Source organism: Leptospira biflexa serovar Patoc strain 'Patoc 1 (Paris)', from assembly GCF_000017685.1.
GTDB classification, from domain to species: Bacteria; Spirochaetota; Leptospiria; order Leptospirales; family Leptospiraceae; genus Leptospira_A; species Leptospira_A biflexa.
Genome location: NC_010602.1, coordinates 1969726 through 1985812, shown reverse-complemented (window position 1 = coordinate 1985812; position 16087 = coordinate 1969726). Strand labels below are relative to the sequence as shown.

14 protein-coding genes are annotated in these 16087 nt (G+C 39.2%); 6 read left to right on the top strand and 8 right to left on the bottom strand.

The window, feature by feature from the left end:
• Window positions 1-45: 45 nt before the first annotated feature.
• Together LEPBI_RS09345 and LEPBI_RS09340 are read right to left on the bottom strand one after the other, a co-directional pair.
• Window positions 46-477, bottom strand: a complete 432-nt coding sequence (locus LEPBI_RS09345) for a hypothetical protein (protein ID WP_012388874.1) — start codon at window positions 475-477, stop codon at window positions 46-48.
• 68 nt (window positions 478-545) lie between these two features.
• Complete coding sequence (locus LEPBI_RS09340; RefSeq protein WP_012388873.1) at window positions 546-1430, bottom strand: alpha/beta hydrolase; 885 nt, start codon at window positions 1428-1430, stop codon at window positions 546-548.
• A gap of 69 nt (window positions 1431-1499) precedes the next feature.
• On the opposite strand from LEPBI_RS09340, the gene LEPBI_RS09335 reads away from it, so the two are divergent.
• Window positions 1500-1937, top strand: coding sequence for a DUF1499 domain-containing protein (locus LEPBI_RS09335; protein ID WP_012388872.1), 438 nt, complete (start codon window positions 1500-1502; stop codon window positions 1935-1937).
• Here LEPBI_RS09335 and LEPBI_RS09330 read toward each other — a convergent pair.
• Together LEPBI_RS09330 and LEPBI_RS09325 are read right to left on the bottom strand one after the other, a co-directional pair.
• Window positions 1932-3014, bottom strand: a complete 1083-nt coding sequence (locus tag LEPBI_RS09330) for an NAD(P)-binding protein (protein WP_012388871.1) — start codon at window positions 3012-3014, stop codon at window positions 1932-1934. The two genes, LEPBI_RS09335 and LEPBI_RS09330, sit on opposite strands and share 6 nt — an antisense overlap.
• Before the next feature lie 50 nt (window positions 3015-3064).
• Complete coding sequence (locus LEPBI_RS09325) at window positions 3065-3304, bottom strand: hypothetical protein (protein WP_012388870.1); 240 nt, start codon at window positions 3302-3304, stop codon at window positions 3065-3067.
• A gap of 11 nt (window positions 3305-3315) precedes the next feature.
• On the opposite strand from LEPBI_RS09325, the gene LEPBI_RS09320 reads away from it, so the two are divergent.
• Window positions 3316-3939 (top strand): hypothetical protein, encoded by a 624-nt coding sequence (locus LEPBI_RS09320; protein ID WP_012388869.1) that lies wholly within the window; start codon window positions 3316-3318, stop codon window positions 3937-3939.
• Window positions 3940-3966: 27 nt separating this feature from the next.
• Here LEPBI_RS09320 and LEPBI_RS09315 read toward each other — a convergent pair whose 3' ends face one another.
• Window positions 3967-5418 carry an APC family permease gene (locus LEPBI_RS09315; protein WP_012388868.1) on the bottom strand — a complete coding sequence of 484 codons (1452 nt, stop codon included), beginning with the start codon at window positions 5416-5418 and terminating at the stop codon, window positions 3967-3969.
• Window positions 5419-5548: 130 nt separating this feature from the next.
• Here LEPBI_RS09315 and LEPBI_RS09310 point away from each other — a divergent pair, with 130 nt between their 5' ends.
• Window positions 5549-5803: a hypothetical protein gene (locus tag LEPBI_RS09310; protein ID WP_012388867.1), complete on the top strand. Its 255-nt coding sequence runs from the start codon at window positions 5549-5551 to the stop codon at window positions 5801-5803.
• A gap of 64 nt (window positions 5804-5867) precedes the next feature.
• On the opposite strand, the gene LEPBI_RS09305 is transcribed toward LEPBI_RS09310, so the two are convergent.
• Window positions 5868-6965, bottom strand: a complete 1098-nt coding sequence (locus tag LEPBI_RS09305) for a hypothetical protein (protein WP_012388866.1) — start codon at window positions 6963-6965, stop codon at window positions 5868-5870.
• A gap of 75 nt (window positions 6966-7040) precedes the next feature.
• Here LEPBI_RS09305 and LEPBI_RS09300 point away from each other — a divergent pair, with 75 nt between their 5' ends.
• Window positions 7041-9512 carry a TonB-dependent receptor family protein gene (locus tag LEPBI_RS09300; RefSeq protein ID WP_012388865.1) on the top strand — a complete coding sequence of 824 codons (2472 nt, stop codon included), beginning with the start codon at window positions 7041-7043 and terminating at the stop codon, window positions 9510-9512.
• Here LEPBI_RS09300 and LEPBI_RS09295 read toward each other — a convergent pair.
• A complete protein-coding gene (locus tag LEPBI_RS09295; RefSeq protein WP_012388864.1) occupies window positions 9501-11171 on the bottom strand; it encodes an EAL domain-containing response regulator in 1671 nt (556 codons plus the stop codon). The two genes, LEPBI_RS09300 and LEPBI_RS09295, sit on opposite strands and share 12 nt — an antisense overlap.
• A 144-nt stretch (window positions 11172-11315) precedes the next feature.
• Here LEPBI_RS09295 and LEPBI_RS09290 point away from each other — a divergent pair, with 144 nt between their 5' ends.
• Window positions 11316-11585, top strand: a complete 270-nt coding sequence (locus tag LEPBI_RS09290; protein ID WP_012388863.1) for an RNA recognition motif domain-containing protein — start codon at window positions 11316-11318, stop codon at window positions 11583-11585.
• Window positions 11586-11626: 41 nt separating this feature from the next.
• The gene (pepN, locus tag LEPBI_RS09285) at window positions 11627-14206 is read left to right on the top strand and encodes an aminopeptidase N (protein WP_012388862.1); all 2580 of its coding nucleotides are present in this window, start codon (window positions 11627-11629) and stop codon (window positions 14204-14206) included.
• Here the strand turns inward: pepN and LEPBI_RS09280 are convergent.
• Complete coding sequence (locus LEPBI_RS09280; protein ID WP_012388861.1) at window positions 14203-16077, bottom strand: AMP-dependent synthetase/ligase; 1875 nt, start codon at window positions 16075-16077, stop codon at window positions 14203-14205. The two genes, pepN and LEPBI_RS09280, sit on opposite strands and share 4 nt — an antisense overlap.
• Between the last annotated feature and the right edge of the window lie 10 nt (window positions 16078-16087).

The following is a 16087-nucleotide window of genomic DNA, read 5'->3' as shown; positions in this document are numbered from 1 at the left end:
TCCTCTCCAGAACTACATCCAAACAAAAGTAAGAGGAGAAGGATTTTAATCTTCATCATCATTGTCCATTTGTCGGAATTCAGGATTTGTTTTTGAAAGAAGGTAATGAGTCACTGCTAGTGATTTGTTTCCTTTTTTCAGTGCCTCAGATAATGGATTAAAGAATTTTGTTCCTTTGAATTTGTTCACATAGGGAATAGGGTTCCCTGATTCTAATAGGAAATACTTTCCAAGTTTTCTTCCATACTTATCTAGTGAATAACATAAGGCACCTCCCACGGCTCCACCGATTGCCCCTCCAATAGCTGGAGAATCTACCATTGAACCAATTGCAATTCCTACACCTCCAAGAGCCAAGGCTCCCATGTTTGTTTTACGGGAACCATTTGTAGTAGTGGCATCTAGGGAGGAGGAAAGTTTTGAATACTTAATTTCATCGAGTGTGTCTTGACCTGTGATTCTTCCAAACTCTTTCAATCTGCCTTGAGTGAATGCCTCTCAATCTTTCAAATTATTGTTTAACTTTGAATGAGTTGGTTCCCCCTTTACTTCAAATTTTCTTTAAAAAATTTTACTGCCCTTGCTTCTGCCTCTTTTGGATTAAAATTCCAAATTCGTTCATGTCGATTGCATTCTGGTGCCCAGACACTTTTTGGTTCTTTTGCTTTTGCATACAAATCTTCTGCATGGTGGTAGTCTACATAGTCATCCATCTTACAATGAAAAATGGCTAAGGGTCTTGGATGGATCTCTGCGATATGATCAATAGGTCGAACTGTATCCATATTGATTCCACTCCTGTAGTCTAACATCCATTTAACGAATGGTATGAGTGGGTAGTATGGAATTCCGAAATCTCGTTTTGCGGATTCAATGAGTACATCCATAGCGCTTCCATAACCGCTGCTAAAGAGACCGGCTTTGATTTCTTTATGGTTTGCCATGGCGATGATACTTGTGGCGGATCCCATTGAAAAACCAAAAATACCAATTTTTGCTTCGCCTTTGGACTTAAGATAGGTAAGTGCTGCATCTACATCTTTTTGTTCAAGCCCACCCATGGTCGCATATCCGCCATGATTTCTTCGAAGACTTAAGAGTAATAAATTAAAACCAGCCTTGTTTAAACTAGGTGCAAATCGTAATCCCTCGTTGCGTTGTCCTCCATGTCCATGAACCATAATGATAGTACCTTGGGGTTGTTTGGTGGGAATCCAGTAACTAACGAGGTTCAATTTGTCCTCAGTGATGATGGTGACTTCTTGGAAATCCAAACCAAGTTCTTTTGGTCCTTGGCAATACACATGGTGGTCTGGATTGCAACGTACCTTTGGATACAAAACCAAACCTGAAAAATAATAAGCAATTCCAATGAGTAGGATGATACTAAAAAGCAAAATGGTAGAAGTGAGTTTGAGGATCCGTTTCATGAGATAAGGAAATTACAAAGAAAATGAAAATCTGCAAGTAAAAAAAGAGGTAATTTCTTTCATGGAGATATGGAAGCTGCATTAGGCGTGTTTTTTATTTGTTGTATGAGTGTCTTAAGTCCCTTTTCTGGAGTGGATGATGGTGAATTACGAGGTTGTCCTCCTTCACCTAACTGTGTTTCTAGCCAAAGTATGAAATACAATTTCATACATAAAGTGGATCCCATTTCCTATTCTACCTCAAGAGAAATTGCTTTTAAACGAATTTCAGACTACTTCCACCATTCGGAAAATATTTATATTAGCGAAGAAAAAGAAGGGGAATACATTCGAATTATTTTCTTTACAAAGGTCTTTCGTTTTCCTGATCGTGTGGAAATTTATTTCCCAACTGACAAAAATGAAGCGCAAGTGCGATCCCAGTCTATCATAGGTCTTTGGGATATCTTTGCGAACCGAAGGCGAGTGAATGCATTTCGAGAAATTTTAACAAAAGAAGATTCATAAAATTTCATTATGGATTAAAAAGTGAACACCTCCAATGATTCGTTCCATTTTGGAACCAAATAACCAGTCGCCTAACACCATGATGCCAGTTTCTTTACAGAGTTGTTTCCATTCTAAAAATTCTTCTGAATCAAGTGTGAGGGCCCCTTCCCGTCTCAGGAGTGGCATTTGTGCTTGTGCGTATTTCCATCTGTGATTCCAAATTGCATCTGGAGCTGGGGCATTCCATCTTTCCTTCACGCCTGCAATGAACATTTCTTTATATTCAGGTGTCGGTTTTTTTTCGGAATCCATCCAGTGCTCAAAATGAGTTTCCGAAAACAAGGCAGAAAATTGAACGAGTAGATGGGAACCTTTACGATTTGGATTTGGGTATTTGATATGTTCCCAACTTTCGTATTCCCAGTTTTCACCTTTTTGTAATGAGGTGTTGATTGGGATTCCTTTTTCTTCCTTAATTCCAAGGGATTTTAAATTGGGAGTCCAATCATTCCAAGAAAATAAGCTAATGAGTGTTTTACGATAATCGTTATATGGTTTTAGGAATTGAAACCATCGATTGAATTTGGGATTTTCTTCTGAATTGGAAAATATTTCAAATATTTGTGGGAGGGGAAGGGTGAGGATGACTTGCGAATTGGTAATTGATTCTGACTTTTTTTCCAAATTGTTATAAAATTCACAGATCCATTCTTTGTTTGGATTTTCCCTGATTGATTTTAAGGTCATACTTTGGTGGATGGGAAGGCCTTTTAACATCGCATTGGCGATCGATTCCATTCCTAAAATCGGATAAAAATGGTGTTGATCGTAGATGGGTTTTGTTTCGATTTCGACACCATTGGTTTTCCAGATTTCAAACAGATTGTAATTGGAAACTTTGCCTAACCAATGCACCTCCATTTTGTCTCGGAACATGGTCGCCCCAATATCGAACCGAACTTGGCCTTCTTCGATATCTTTCGTAGATACTCTTCCTCCCGATTTCCTTGCCTTGTCATACAATTGGACATCAGGTTTCATCATGGCAATGGCTGCTCCCGTGAGACCTGAGCCGATCACAAGAGGAGAGTGCAACTGTTGGAAAATATCCTCGTTCACAAAGGTTTAGACGAAATGAACTTTGTTTAGAGTTGTTTGATGAGAGTTTTCAAATCATTGATGAGAGAAAAGGGGACTGGTTTGATTTCTTCTGCCAGTTGGATGGTATCTTGGATGGTTCGAGTGAGGACTTGTTTTTCTGCTTGGTAGGCAGCCTGTGGGAGTTTGGACTTATTTTTTTTAAAGACCGATACTTTCGTGTCGATGATTTCAATCATTTGGTTTAAATACTGTATTTTTTGGTCCATAGGGAGAAGTTGTAACACAGGTTCGTCAAATGAGAAACCAATTTTTGAAATGGATGGGTAGAATGAATGTAGGGGATCTAGTGACAGATGAAGTTTGGGATTCCTTCCTTCCCCATAGCTTTCAATCCTTATCTCCCTACCAATGGACTCCGATTTCTGTTGTGGAAACCACTTGGGATTTTTTGCAAAACGAAACTGTCACATCGGTAGTTGATTTAGGATCTGGGGTCGGTAAGTTCTGTATCCACTTAAGTTACCTTTCTCAAGATCAATTTTCGATCATAGGATTGGAAGATAGATCGGAACTCTTTCAAATTTCGGAGGATCTAAAACCAAAGTGGAATGCTCACGGGGTCATATTTCGGAATACAAATTTTTTAGAAAATTTTCCTCGGGGAGCATCGCATTATTACGCTTTTAATCCACTCTATGAAACCATGAAGGGAAACCATTCCATTGATTCCAAAAAAGATAAATCCGCTATGTTATTTCTCCGCAATGTACAACAATTCAAAAATCAACTCTACCAATGTAAAATGGGAACAAAATTAATCACCTATCATGGCTTTGGTGGAAGTGTTTTGCCAGGTTTCCGTGTTTTAGTCAAAAAAGAACTTCCATTGGGGGAGTGGATGGTATGGGAAAGGATCTGATTCCATACTTTCCCAAGCCGCTTTTAACTATGAAATGTTTTTTGCATATTTTTTTCGCAAATGAGGTTTGGCAACGAGTAAGTAAAAAATGCCAGTAATTAAGACAATTAATGAAGTAAAAATCATTCCATAATTGATAAACCAAGGTTCGTCAGGTGATCTAGGCCAGACCATATTTGAAACTGCAAGTGTCCCGTAAACCAAAGCTAATACATTGATCACAAATCCATATTTGCCTAAGGTAAATGAACCTTTTGGTTTCCAACCTCGGATCCTTGCATACAATGCACCAAACACAACCATTTGGAACGCAACATAAATACCACAGGAAGCAAAACTAATGATCGTGATGACAGCATCTTGTAACCAATGGCCAATGCTTGTGATGATGATGGGAATGATTCCTGTGACAAGGAGTGCTTTCGTTGGAACCTTTCCTTTTTTGGAAAGATGGTTTAAATACTGACTGCCAAAAATCATTCCATCCCGAGCAAAAGAAAAAAGAAGCCGGCTTGCAGCCGCTTGTAAGCTGAGTAAACAAGACAAAAACGAAATCATCACGATGACAATTACCATTCTGTAACCTGTCACACCCATGGCATGAGTCAATGTTGTTGTGACAGGATCTGCATCTTCTCCGGAAATGGCTTTTTCAACATTCGGAAGGGATAATAGAAGTGCCAAACATATGAAAATGGCCGCACCGCCTCCAATGTATATCGTCATTCTCATTGACTTTGGAATCGCTGAACTTGCATTTGGTGTTTCTTCTGCCACATCACCGCAGGCTTCAAATCCATAATAACAAAACATAGCGGCAACGGATGATGCAAGAAATGCTGGAAAATAACTCATGCCATCGCCAAAGGAAAAGGTATTCCATAGGATGGAGATAGAATTTACTTTTGCAAAGAATAAAAGAGACGCACCTACAATGATGGCACCTACGAGTTCACAGATAAAACCAAAAAAAGCAACTTGTGCCAGTAATTTCGTTCCACTTAAATTTAGTAATGTGGATATAATAATCATTCCGATTGCAATCCAAATAAAACCTGTATTCCCAAGTTCGATTCCGAGTAAGTTATTTAAAAAAGGTGCCCCACCTACGGCTACGGCGGCAACAGATGTGAACAAAGCCCAAGCATACACCCAGGCAGACATCCATGCAAATCGGTCTCCCACAAGACGCAGTGACCAAGGATAAATTCCACCAGAGATCGGGTATTGAGAGACCACTTCACCAAATACCAAACAGACTAAAAATTGTCCGAAACCGACCAGGATATAATTCCAAATCATCGGAGGTCCACCTGCTTGGATGGCAAGTGCAAATACGGAATACACTCCGACGACGGGAGAAAGATACGTAAATCCTAAGGAAAAATTTTCCCAGAAACTCATACTCCGATCAAATTCTGATTTTAAGCCGAGTGCTTTTAATTGTTCTGCATCGTGGTCTAGGGAAGTTTGGCTCATTCCAATACCGATTCCTTCATTTTGTGATTGGTTTGGTTTTATAATTGGGTCTCTTTTCTACAAACGATTTTGTTTTTCCATTGACGAAAGAATCATTTAAGGAATCCTTTTTTCACTACGGTAAAGCCAGATGAAAAAAAGTACAATCCTTCTCTTAACACTTCTCTTCGCAATTTCATGTGCAAGTTCGGAATCCAAAGACGCGAGTTCAAATGAACCAGGTTTTATGGATAAATTGATAGAAAAAGCCAATTCGGAAGAAGGCCAAAAAGCCATCCAAATGGGTAAAGAAAAACTCCAAGACCCTGAAACGCAAGAAAAGATAAAAGGGATGATGTCAAAAGACAAAAAGAAAAAGGATCCCACTGCTCTCCCAGGCCAATAGTTAGTTCCGATTTTATGATAACATCCAATGGGAGTAACTCCCTTTGGATGTTACTACCTAACATTTAAAACCTAGCGTCGTTTAGGTTTCCTCCAGTCACTTCAAAAATTTGTTTTAAAATCCAGTGCCTAACATTTGTGCTATCACTGAAGTCACAAAAGTAAAATAAAGAAAATGGTTTTAAACTTGAATCGTTGACTAAACACAAACGGTTCTCCATTTGGATCAAATCTTCCCAGTCAGAATATAAGTATTCTTTGCCATACCATCGAATCGATGTTTTGGTTATGGTGATTTCTTTCAATTGGCTTTGTTTGTAGAGAACATAAAGGTATGGAAAAAATCCAATCCCTAAACTAATGATTCCAAATAAGATTTGAGGAAGTGTAGGGGGAAAACCTTCCCAATGTGCGGCCGAAAGTTCCAAAAGATCTCCGATCGCAAAATGGAGGATCAATGAAAAAGCAAGGCTTACAAAAAAAACCACAATCATAATGATTCTCGGCTTGTAATCTGACTTCAGAGTGATCCCTTGGTTCGATTTGATGGTAGACAATTGAGAGTTAGGTGAAAAAACCACTTCATTTTCTAAAATAGAATTTGGACGTTTTCGTTTGTGAATGGGTAAATCTAAATCTGAAAAAGGAATTTCCGTACCATCGGCATTGATTAAGGGGATCTGTAATTGTTTACAAATCAACTCACCATCAAATCGTAATTTTGAAAATTGAGTTGATTCGATGAGTTGGATTTTTTCCGCTCCTGATTTACCAAGAACAGTATAAACAGTAATAGTTCTTGTTCCATTTTTTGTATTCACCGTATAAGAATATTCTGAATAAGAAATGGATTCGATATTTCGAAAGGAGAGAGAACGAATTTCTTTCTTTCGATCATACCAATGGATGGTTTTCGTTTCCAAATCAAAAACGGTTTCCATCGGCCGTGTGGTGTAGGCCAAAATTACATGGGGGAGACCGAAGAAAAAAAGGAAAAAAGCCGCCACAATGCCCAAGGTCAATAGGTCTTCTTCTTGGAATTCGGACATCCAGAATGCAAAACCTAGGGCTGCTATGGTCACTAGTTCCGTACCCATCAGGATGTACCGGACCAGACGCATGTTGGTAGATTTATGATCCATCCAGTGTAATTTTTTTTCCATTCCCGAACCTTCCGTTTTTTTTTTACTTGTTTCTGAGCGTGCTAAATGAACCGTTGTCTCAAAATCAAAATCTATATGAAAATGAAACTACTTCTCAATTCAAAATACTACCTGATTCTGGTCTTCGTCCTAACATTCCACACTGTATTGGCGCAGGAACCAAATACACAAAATCCTCCGCAAGCGACAGAGAACCCAAATCCAAACCCTGCCTCAGAGGAAACAATTCCTGAAGAGAATCCAGAAGATCCGAAATGGAAGAAAGCAGAAATTCGAGTGATCGGAGATAAAAAAGACCTAAAACGAATCCCAGGTTCTGCAACCATCATCACGAAAAAGGAATTAGAAGAATCTCGTCCGACAGACAATATGGAAATCTTGAGAAGGGTCCCTGGTGCCAACATTCGGTACCAAGACCCAGCGGGGCTCACCATGAATTTAGGATTTCGTGGTGTGAGTGGAGAAGTCTCTCGGAAGGTTTTGGTTTTGGAAGATGGACTCTTTACCTCTCTCAATCCTTATGGGGAACCGGAAATGTACTACACACCTTCCATCGAGCGAATGGAAAGGATTGAAATTGTAAAGGGCTCCGGATCCATTTTGTTTGGACCTTCTACCATTGGAGGGGTGGTCAATTTCATCACTAGAAAACCTCCCAAAGACCCAAAATTAACCTTACAAACGATTGGCGGAGAAAACGCATACTTTAGCCAAATGGTCAATTATGGTGGAACCTTTGGGAATACTGGTTTTGATGTGAATGTACTCCGCAAACAAGGTGACGGGTTTCGTGCCCACCAAGGATATTTTGTCAACGAGGCAAATGTTAAAACCATACACCAGTTAAATGATAAAAATAACATCACAACTAAAATTGGATTTCACCAACAAGAATCCCAAGCGACCTATGTTGGTTTGACCACTGGAATGTTTAATAACAATCCCAAAGACAACCCAGCACAAAATGATAAACGTTCAATTGAACGATATAGTTTTTCGATTGGGCATGAGTATACCTTCTCAGAAAAAACGAAACTCATCACAAGGGTTTATTCCGCATATACAGAAAGGAACTGGGCAAGACAAAACTATGCAAGAAATTCGAGAGGTAGTTCAATCCCTTCGGACGCACTGGCAACATACGATGGTGAACCGTATACCAGTCGTAACAGCGATACCATTTGGATGCGCGGAACCAATGCACACCGAGATCGAACCTATAAATTTGCCGGTATCGAATCAAAATTACAAACAGAACTAGAAACAGGTTCGATTAAACATGAAATTGATTTGGGAGTTCGTTACCATATCGATATGGCAAAGGTGCAACTCTTAAATGGGCCTGTGACTCCTGATTTTGTTTTGTATCCCAATGGACCCGGAACTTCTGCTGTGGTTCTGCAGTCCCAAACAAGCCTGGCAACAAGTGGGGAACTGAGAGATGATGAACGTAGGTCTGCAAAAGCAGTATCTGTTTATTTCCAAGACCGCATTCGTCTCACTGACAAATTTTCAATCATCCCTGGTGTTCGTTACGAGTCATTTTCACAGACCCGTTCCATCAATCGAGGGAGAAGGGATTTTAATCCCGTTACATTTGATTATGCGAGTGGAACAAACCCAACAGTACAATTGGACAAAACGGCATCCACAAGAAACCAAATTGTCCTTCCTGGATTTGGAACCACACTTGATTTTGCACGGAACTTAACTTGGTTTACGGGAGTCCACCGCGGATTTTCTCCTCCTCGGTATGAATCCGCGATTTCCCCAACCGCAGAAGATTTGGTCTTAAAACCAGAAAGGTCTTGGAACTACGAAACGGGTGTTAGGGGGGATATCACAGAGTATTTGAGTGGCCAACTTGTTGGATACTTACTCAATTTTGAAGACCAAATCATCAATAGTTCTGCCGCTGGTGGAAATTTAGGTTCAAGACCAGTCAATGCAGGTAGGTCCATCCGCAGAGGTGTTGAGACCAATATGACCTTCGATTTTGGGCAATTTTGGAAATGGAATTACAACGTTCCTCTTGATATTATTTATACTCGCACAGAAGCCAAGTCGAACCAATACACATATAACCTAACGGAATGGACGAGAGGGAATACAAATCCATTGGTTCATATTGATACAAACGGAAATAGACTTCCTTATGTATCACGGGATATCTTAACTTTATCCATTGGAATTTCCAGCCGAAGTACTGGATTTTATGCGAGAGTAGAATGGCAGTACTTTTCCAAACAATTCCATGACTTAGAAAATTCAAAATCAGTGTATTGGTATGATTCTGTCGGAACATCGACCGATAATCGACTTTTACTCAGTTATGCGGGTATCAAATCGGATGCATCGGGACTAGATGGAGAAATCCCTGCCTATGAACTTGTGAACGCAAATATTGGGTATAAAAAAGACAATTGGTCAGTTTTTGTTTCGGGCAAAAACTTACAGGATAGAAAATACATTTCTTCAAGACTCCCAGAAGGGATCCAACCTGGTCCCTTCCGGCAAGTGAACTTTGGTGTGACCTTACAACTTTAAACTAGATGCTTCTGGAATCGCAGCAGAAGGTTTCATAAACAGATAACCTTGGGAATATTCAATTCCCAAGGATTCCACTAAGTCTTGTATGGCGGGGCGATCCACAAACTCAGCTACTACTTTGGCTCCAATCCCACGAGCAAGTTCAACAATCCCCTGGACAAGAAGATAAGCCGTTTTGTTTTCAGGGAGGTTTTTGATAAACTTTCCATCGATTTTTAGAAAATCAGGATTGAATTCCAATAAACGAGATAAATTGGAATACTGAACTCCAAAATCATCGATCGCAATTTGGCAACCAATGGTTTTTAAGTCCTTAATTGTAGACAAACTATGTTTGTGTTCTGAAAAACTAATGTCTTCTAAGATCTCAAACGTGACCCGAGTCGGATCAATTTTGTATTGCGAGAGTCTTGATTCCACCCATTTGCTAAAACTTTTGTATTCCAATTCCGATTCGGTCAAGTTGATAGAAAAATCGTATGGATGATTGGAGAAATACTGCATCGATTCATCTATCATTTGTAATCCGATCATTCGAATGCTTCCGGTGACTTTTGCAAGTTTTAGAAATACATCGGGAGTTAAGATGGTATCTCGGTCTCGAATCCGCGCCAAACATTCAAACTTTCGTATTTCTTTGGTTTGGTTGTCCAAAATTCCTTGGAAGTAAGGGATTATATTTTTTTGGCTAATGGCGGTGTGGATCTTTTGGCTGACTTGGAAATTTTGTAAATGGTGGTCGGTAGACAAATCTTCTGTGTACGAGACGAAGTCCATTGTGTTTTGGAATTCTGCTTGGAAGAGTGCCAGTTTGGCTTTATAATAACAATCCTCTTGGCCAGATGCGGAAGCATAACGGCAGTCCAAATGGAATCCAACACCATCTAAGAAAAATTCATCAGATTTTAAGATCATTCGAAAACTTCGGACTGCATCGACTAACGCTTGCTCTGATAGATTTGATAAAATTGCGATTTCATCAGAATATAAATGAAAGACCTTGTGTTCATTTTGTAAATGGACGGAAAGGAGTTGTAATACCTTTCGAAAGATTTTTCTGTACACTTCGATTCCAAAGGTCTTGATGATGGTTGGGAAAGTGACGATTTTCAGGAGTAATATCGATTGGTTGGTATTGGATAGGTTATTTCCCTTTAGTTCTTTCACTAAGGATTCAAAATTAGGGTATTTGGTATCCCGATGGTAATAGAGAGTGTCTGCTAATTCTTTGTTTTTTTCTTCTAAGGATTTTTCTTGGAAATAGGCATCAATTGCTTGTTTGATGGTGAGCTCTAAGTCATGAGCATCCCATGGTTTCGAAAGGTAACGATACAAACAACCATGGTTCAGTGCATTCCCTATGGCCTGGGCGGGGGCTTGTCCCGTTAACATGATTTTTTTTGTGCGGGGATGGGTTTTTTGCATTTCAATGAGAAATTCGTCCCCTTTTTGACCGGGCATCACATGATCACAGATCACCACACATAAATCGGCATTTGCCGTATCAATTTCTTTGATGATTTCCTTCGCCGCTTCCGCACTTTCAGCGGTTTCGATCGTAAAACTTGTGCCAAAAACTTTTTTCAATTGTTCCTTGAGATTCCAAAGAATAAAGAATTCATCATCGATGCATAAGATGTAAGGTTTTTCGTTCAATGGGATACCTGGAGAAGCGTCTCAAATGAATCTGAATCTCCAGATTATGCAAGAATTATTTCCAGTTGACAATTTCTACCAATTCTATCTAATCAAGCCGTTCCAAGGATCTTGGGGCATGCATTTCTTTTTAAGAGGACAGGAATGGTTTCAAATAAGATTTATGTTGGGAATTTAAAATTTTCCCTAAAGGAAGAGAATATCAGGCAAATTTTTTCAGTGTATGGAGCAATCCAAGATTTGAAAATGATTCATGACCGAGAAACTGGTAATTTTAGAGGGTTTGCCTTTATCACCTACGCAAGTCCAAGTGAAGCAGAGGAGGCAGTGGCACAAATGAATGGCCAACCCATAGATGGTCGCAACCTCAAAGTCACCTTCGCTGAAGACAAAAGAAAAGAAAAACAGAACTAAAATTCACTTTTCTTACCAAGACCACCAAATAAAGAAGGAGGATGACTTCATCCTCTCCCTCTCCTGTTCATAAAATAGAAGAATACTCCCCAAACCTTTGGCTCACGCCAAAGGTGGATTTGCGTTTTGATTTAGACCCTCACCTCACAGTTGTCAGAGCCGACTACGATGTACAATTAAACGGCAATTCGCCTGGTCCTTTGTTTTTACATGGCGAAAATTTGGAATTTTTATCCTTACGACTGAATGGGGCCATTGTGGATCCCTCTGAATTTGAGATCCAAGAATTAGGAATTTTGATCTACCATCCTCCCAGTTCAAAGTTCCAACTCACCATCGAGAATCGAATTTGCCCTTCCAAAAATTCTTCGTTGGAAGGTTTGTACCAGTCCGGCTCTATGTTATGTACACAGAATGAGCCAGAAGGGTTTCGAAAGATCGTTTATGCCATTGATCGACCTGATAATATGATGCAATTTGTTGTCACAATTTCAGGGGACCCAAGTTTATTTCCTGTTATGTTATCGAATGGAAATCTGGTTTATGAAAAAATTCTTTCTGATGGGAAAAAAGAAGTAAAATGGGAAGACCCATTCCCAAAACCTAGCTATTTATTTGCGTTAGTTGCAGGTGAATTGGTAGAAACCATCGATTCGTTTCAAACAAAATCAGGCAGAAATGTAACACTTAAGATATTTGTCGAAAAGGGAAATGAAAAGAAGGTGAGTTTTGCTTTTGAATCATTGAAAAAAGCAATGAAATGGGATGAAGATACTTTTGGTTTGGAGTATGATTTAGATCTATTTATGATTGTGGCTGTCGAAGATTTTAACATGGGGGCCATGGAGAACAAAGGATTAAATCTTTTTAACGCAAAACTTGTCTTAGCTGACAAAAAATCGGCCACAGATGAAACCTTTGAATCGATCTTAGCAGTCATTGGTCATGAATACTTTCACAACTGGACTGGGAATCGAGTCACCTTACGTAACTGGTTCAATTTAACTCTAAAAGAAGGTCTCACTGTGTTTCGTGACCAATGGTTCACGGAAGATATGACAGACCCAGCGGTCAAACGTATCAAAGATATTTTATTTTTGAAAGAACACCAATTTCCTGAAGACCAAGGTCCCATGTCACATCCCATTGTACCTAAATCCTATACGGAAATGAATAATTTTTACACAGTCACAGTATATGAAAAAGGCGCAGAAGTCATTCGGTTGGTTTCGGAGATATTGGGAAGGGAGACATTTAAAAAAGGGTTAATGGATTATCTGACGCGTTATGATGGACAAGGTGTAACCTTTGAAGAATTCATATCTTCGATGGAAGCTGCTTTCGGTAAACCCATTCCCAATATACGTAATTGGTACCATCGGAGTGGAACTCCCAAACTCCAAGTCAAAGAAACATATGATCCAAAGTCCAATGAATGGGAATTTTCTATCAAAGACAGTTCGCAAAAAGACTTACCTCTTATTTTTGTGAATTCGTATGCTTGTTTTGATTCAAATGGAACCCTTTTGGCGGAAGGAAAACGAATCCAAGAGGGACATGAGGATCAGATTCGGATGAGGGCAATTGACCCATCTGGAAACAAACCCATTGTTTCTTTCTTCCGTGGATTATCGAGTCCCATATTACTGGAAACAAAATTGGCAAAAGAGGAGATACGAGTTCTCGCCGAAAATGAACCAGATGGTGTCTCCCGTTTTTTTAACTTCCAAAATCTAATCTTTTTGTGGATGGAAGAATCGATACGAAGTGGTAAGAGTGAAGATCTTACTCGTCTTTTGGAGACCTTGGGTTCGGGATTCAAAAAGGATTGGGATAAAACATATTTTAGTTTTTATCTGACATTTCCTTCTTTGAACCAAATTTCAGAACAACTCCAATGTTTTGATTTTTTAAAAATGGAAACTCTTCGAAAGGAAGCAATTAGAAACATTGCGACAAAGTTTACCAAAGAATTTCAGATATTGTATGAAGAAAATCGTAAAACCATACCGATCCAAACTAAGGAAGAGATTGGAAAAAGAAGGTTAAAAAATACAGCACTCTATTATCTTTTACACGACCCAAGTCATCGTTTTGAAGGATTGGCTGTGGCACAACAAAGAGAAGCAAAACACATGAGTGAGGAAATCTCGGCACTTCGTTACTTAATTGAAATTGGATCTAAGGAAAAGGAAAATGGAATATCCCTATTTTATGATCGTTGGAAGGAAGACGCATTAGTTCTTGATGTTTGGTTTGCCGCACAAGTAGGCACTGGGGAAAACCGCTTCGAAGAATTGGAAATCCTGGAAACCCATCCAAAGTTTTTCATCAAGAATCCGAATAAGGTAAGGTCTTTGTACTTTAGTTTTGCAAGAAATCCCTTATCGTTTCATTCCAAGTCTGGAAAAGGTTACCAAATCATTGCCGAACGAATCAAACAATTGAATGTTATCAATCCTCAAATTGCTGCAGGTTTGGCGAAATTGTTTTCTTCGGCTTCCAAACAAAATGGAGACCTGCCAAGAATCGCAAAACGAGAATTAGAAGATATACAAAACCTCCCCAATCTATCAAAAGACCTAGGGGAGGTAGTCGGAAAAATCATCAATTCTTTTTAGTTGTACATGGACTTGATTAAATCTTTGTATTTATCATGGATGATGTTTCGTTTCATTTTGAAAAGGTTGGTGAGTTCATCTCCAACCTCCATGGCTTTCGGTAAAAAACGAAAGTCAGATAGTTTTTCAAATGATTTGAATCCATTTTCAGATGAGATTTGTTTTTTGACGATATTTTGATAGTAAAGTCTCACATCTTTATTTTGATTTAGATCCTCTCCTTCTTTCCATTGTAAGCCAACTTCTTTCATTCTTTCCTTATCGGGCCAAACGAGTGCAGTTAACGACTTTTGGTCTTGGCCCACAACAATGACTTGGTTGATGAGTGCATTTTCCAAAAGTAAATTTTCAATGGGAACTGGTTCCACATTTTCGCCACCTAAAAGAACAATTGTATCTTTCACACGACCTCTTACCGATAGGGTGTCGTTAAAGGAAATAAATCCAAGATCTCCTGTATTCATCCAACCATCCACTATTGCCTTTTTGGTTGCTTCCTCATTTTTATAATACCCTTTCATGACTTGAGGGCCTTTGATGTGAATGACACCCATTTTCCCTTTTGGAACCGATTCTCCTTGTTCGTTGACAATCCGAACAGCAGTACCTTCCGGCCATTTTCCTACAGAACCTTGGACTACATGTCCGACGGAACGAACGGAGATAATGGGAGCACATTCTGTCATCCCATAACCTTCGTAAACGGGGATTCCAATGACATTAAAAAATTCATCCACGTGTGACGGTAGGGCACCACCTCCAGAGATAGTTCCTGTCAAATGACCACCTAACACATCTCTGATTTTTGAAAAAACAAGCCCATCGAGTAATTTTGCCAGTAAAAATAAATTCAGTACATAACCAATCGATACAGTTGTATTTTTCATTCTCTCAAATGGAGATTCTTCCTTTGTGAGAAGCCGATTCCCCGCAAGATAATCTTGACCATCTTTGAACTTTTTACAAATGTCATAAGCAAAATCAAAAAGTTTCTTTTTGTTTTCCGGTGCTTTCTCTAACTTTTGTTTGATGCCTAAATATAAATTTTCCCATAGTCTTGGGGCAGATGCCATAAAACTCGGTTTGATTTTCTGAAAATCATCTCGAAGGTCACGGATGTTCGTGTAGGCGATGGATGCACCTTCTGTAATGATTGCATAATCAATCGCTCGTTCAAAGATATGCCAAACAGGAAGGATGGACAAAGTTCGATCGGTTGATTTGAGTCCAACCCTTGGTGGAACTTTTACCACATTATAAACCATGTTTTGGTGTGTTAACATAACACCTTTTGGCATCCCTGTTGTCCCCGAAGTATAAATGATGGTAAAAAGATCGTCTGGTTTGACTTGTTTGGACCTAAGTTCTAAGGAGGGGAGATTTTTTCGAAGTGCTTCCCCATCTCTCACGAGGGTCTGAAGATTGACAACTGTGGAATCTTTTGGTACATATGTGGGATCTAAAATGATCACCTTTTCTACTTTTGTAGTGGATAAAATTGGTTTTAAGGAATCATAAAGTTTTTCATGTTCCACAAAACAATATTTACTCTCTGAATGACTCAGGATGTATTCAATTTCTTGGGCTGTCGAATCTGATCCCCTTGGAACATTCACCGCACCGTTTAACAAGGTTGCAATGTCGGCAATCGCCCATTCGGTTCGATTATCGGCCATGAGTCCAATTCGATCTCCTGGTTGTAATCCCATTTGTAAAAGGGATAAGGCTAAATTTTCAGCTTCGTGAAAGATGTCAGAGAAGGTGCGTCCTTTGAAATTTTTGGCAGTGTCTTTTGCAAAGAACATCTCTTTGGAACCGTAGTTTTTTTTCGCATAATAAAATACATCATTCAGCGTCGTAAAATTTTTCATGAATCAAATC

Coding starts and splice junctions, on each gene's coding strand:
- LEPBI_RS09340 (WP_012388873.1), bottom strand. CDS start 1,430: ATGAAACGGATCCTCAAACTCACTTCTACCATTTTGCTTTTTAGTATC.
- LEPBI_RS09335 (WP_012388872.1), top strand. CDS start 1,500: ATGGAAGCTGCATTAGGCGTGTTTTTTATTTGTTGTATGAGTGTCTTA.
- LEPBI_RS09320 (WP_012388869.1), top strand. CDS start 3,316: ATGAGAAACCAATTTTTGAAATGGATGGGTAGAATGAATGTAGGGGAT.
- LEPBI_RS09315 (WP_012388868.1), bottom strand. CDS start 5,418: ATGAGCCAAACTTCCCTAGACCACGATGCAGAACAATTAAAAGCACTC.
- LEPBI_RS09310 (WP_012388867.1), top strand. CDS start 5,549: ATGAAAAAAAGTACAATCCTTCTCTTAACACTTCTCTTCGCAATTTCA.
- LEPBI_RS09305 (WP_012388866.1), bottom strand. CDS start 6,965: ATGGAAAAAAAATTACACTGGATGGATCATAAATCTACCAACATGCGT.
- LEPBI_RS09300 (WP_012388865.1), top strand. CDS start 7,041: ATGAAAATGAAACTACTTCTCAATTCAAAATACTACCTGATTCTGGTC.
- LEPBI_RS09290 (WP_012388863.1), top strand. CDS start 11,316: ATGGTTTCAAATAAGATTTATGTTGGGAATTTAAAATTTTCCCTAAAG.
- pepN (WP_012388862.1), top strand. CDS start 11,627: ATGACTTCATCCTCTCCCTCTCCTGTTCATAAAATAGAAGAATACTCC.
- LEPBI_RS09280 (WP_012388861.1), bottom strand. CDS start 16,077: ATGAAAAATTTTACGACGCTGAATGATGTATTTTATTATGCGAAAAAA.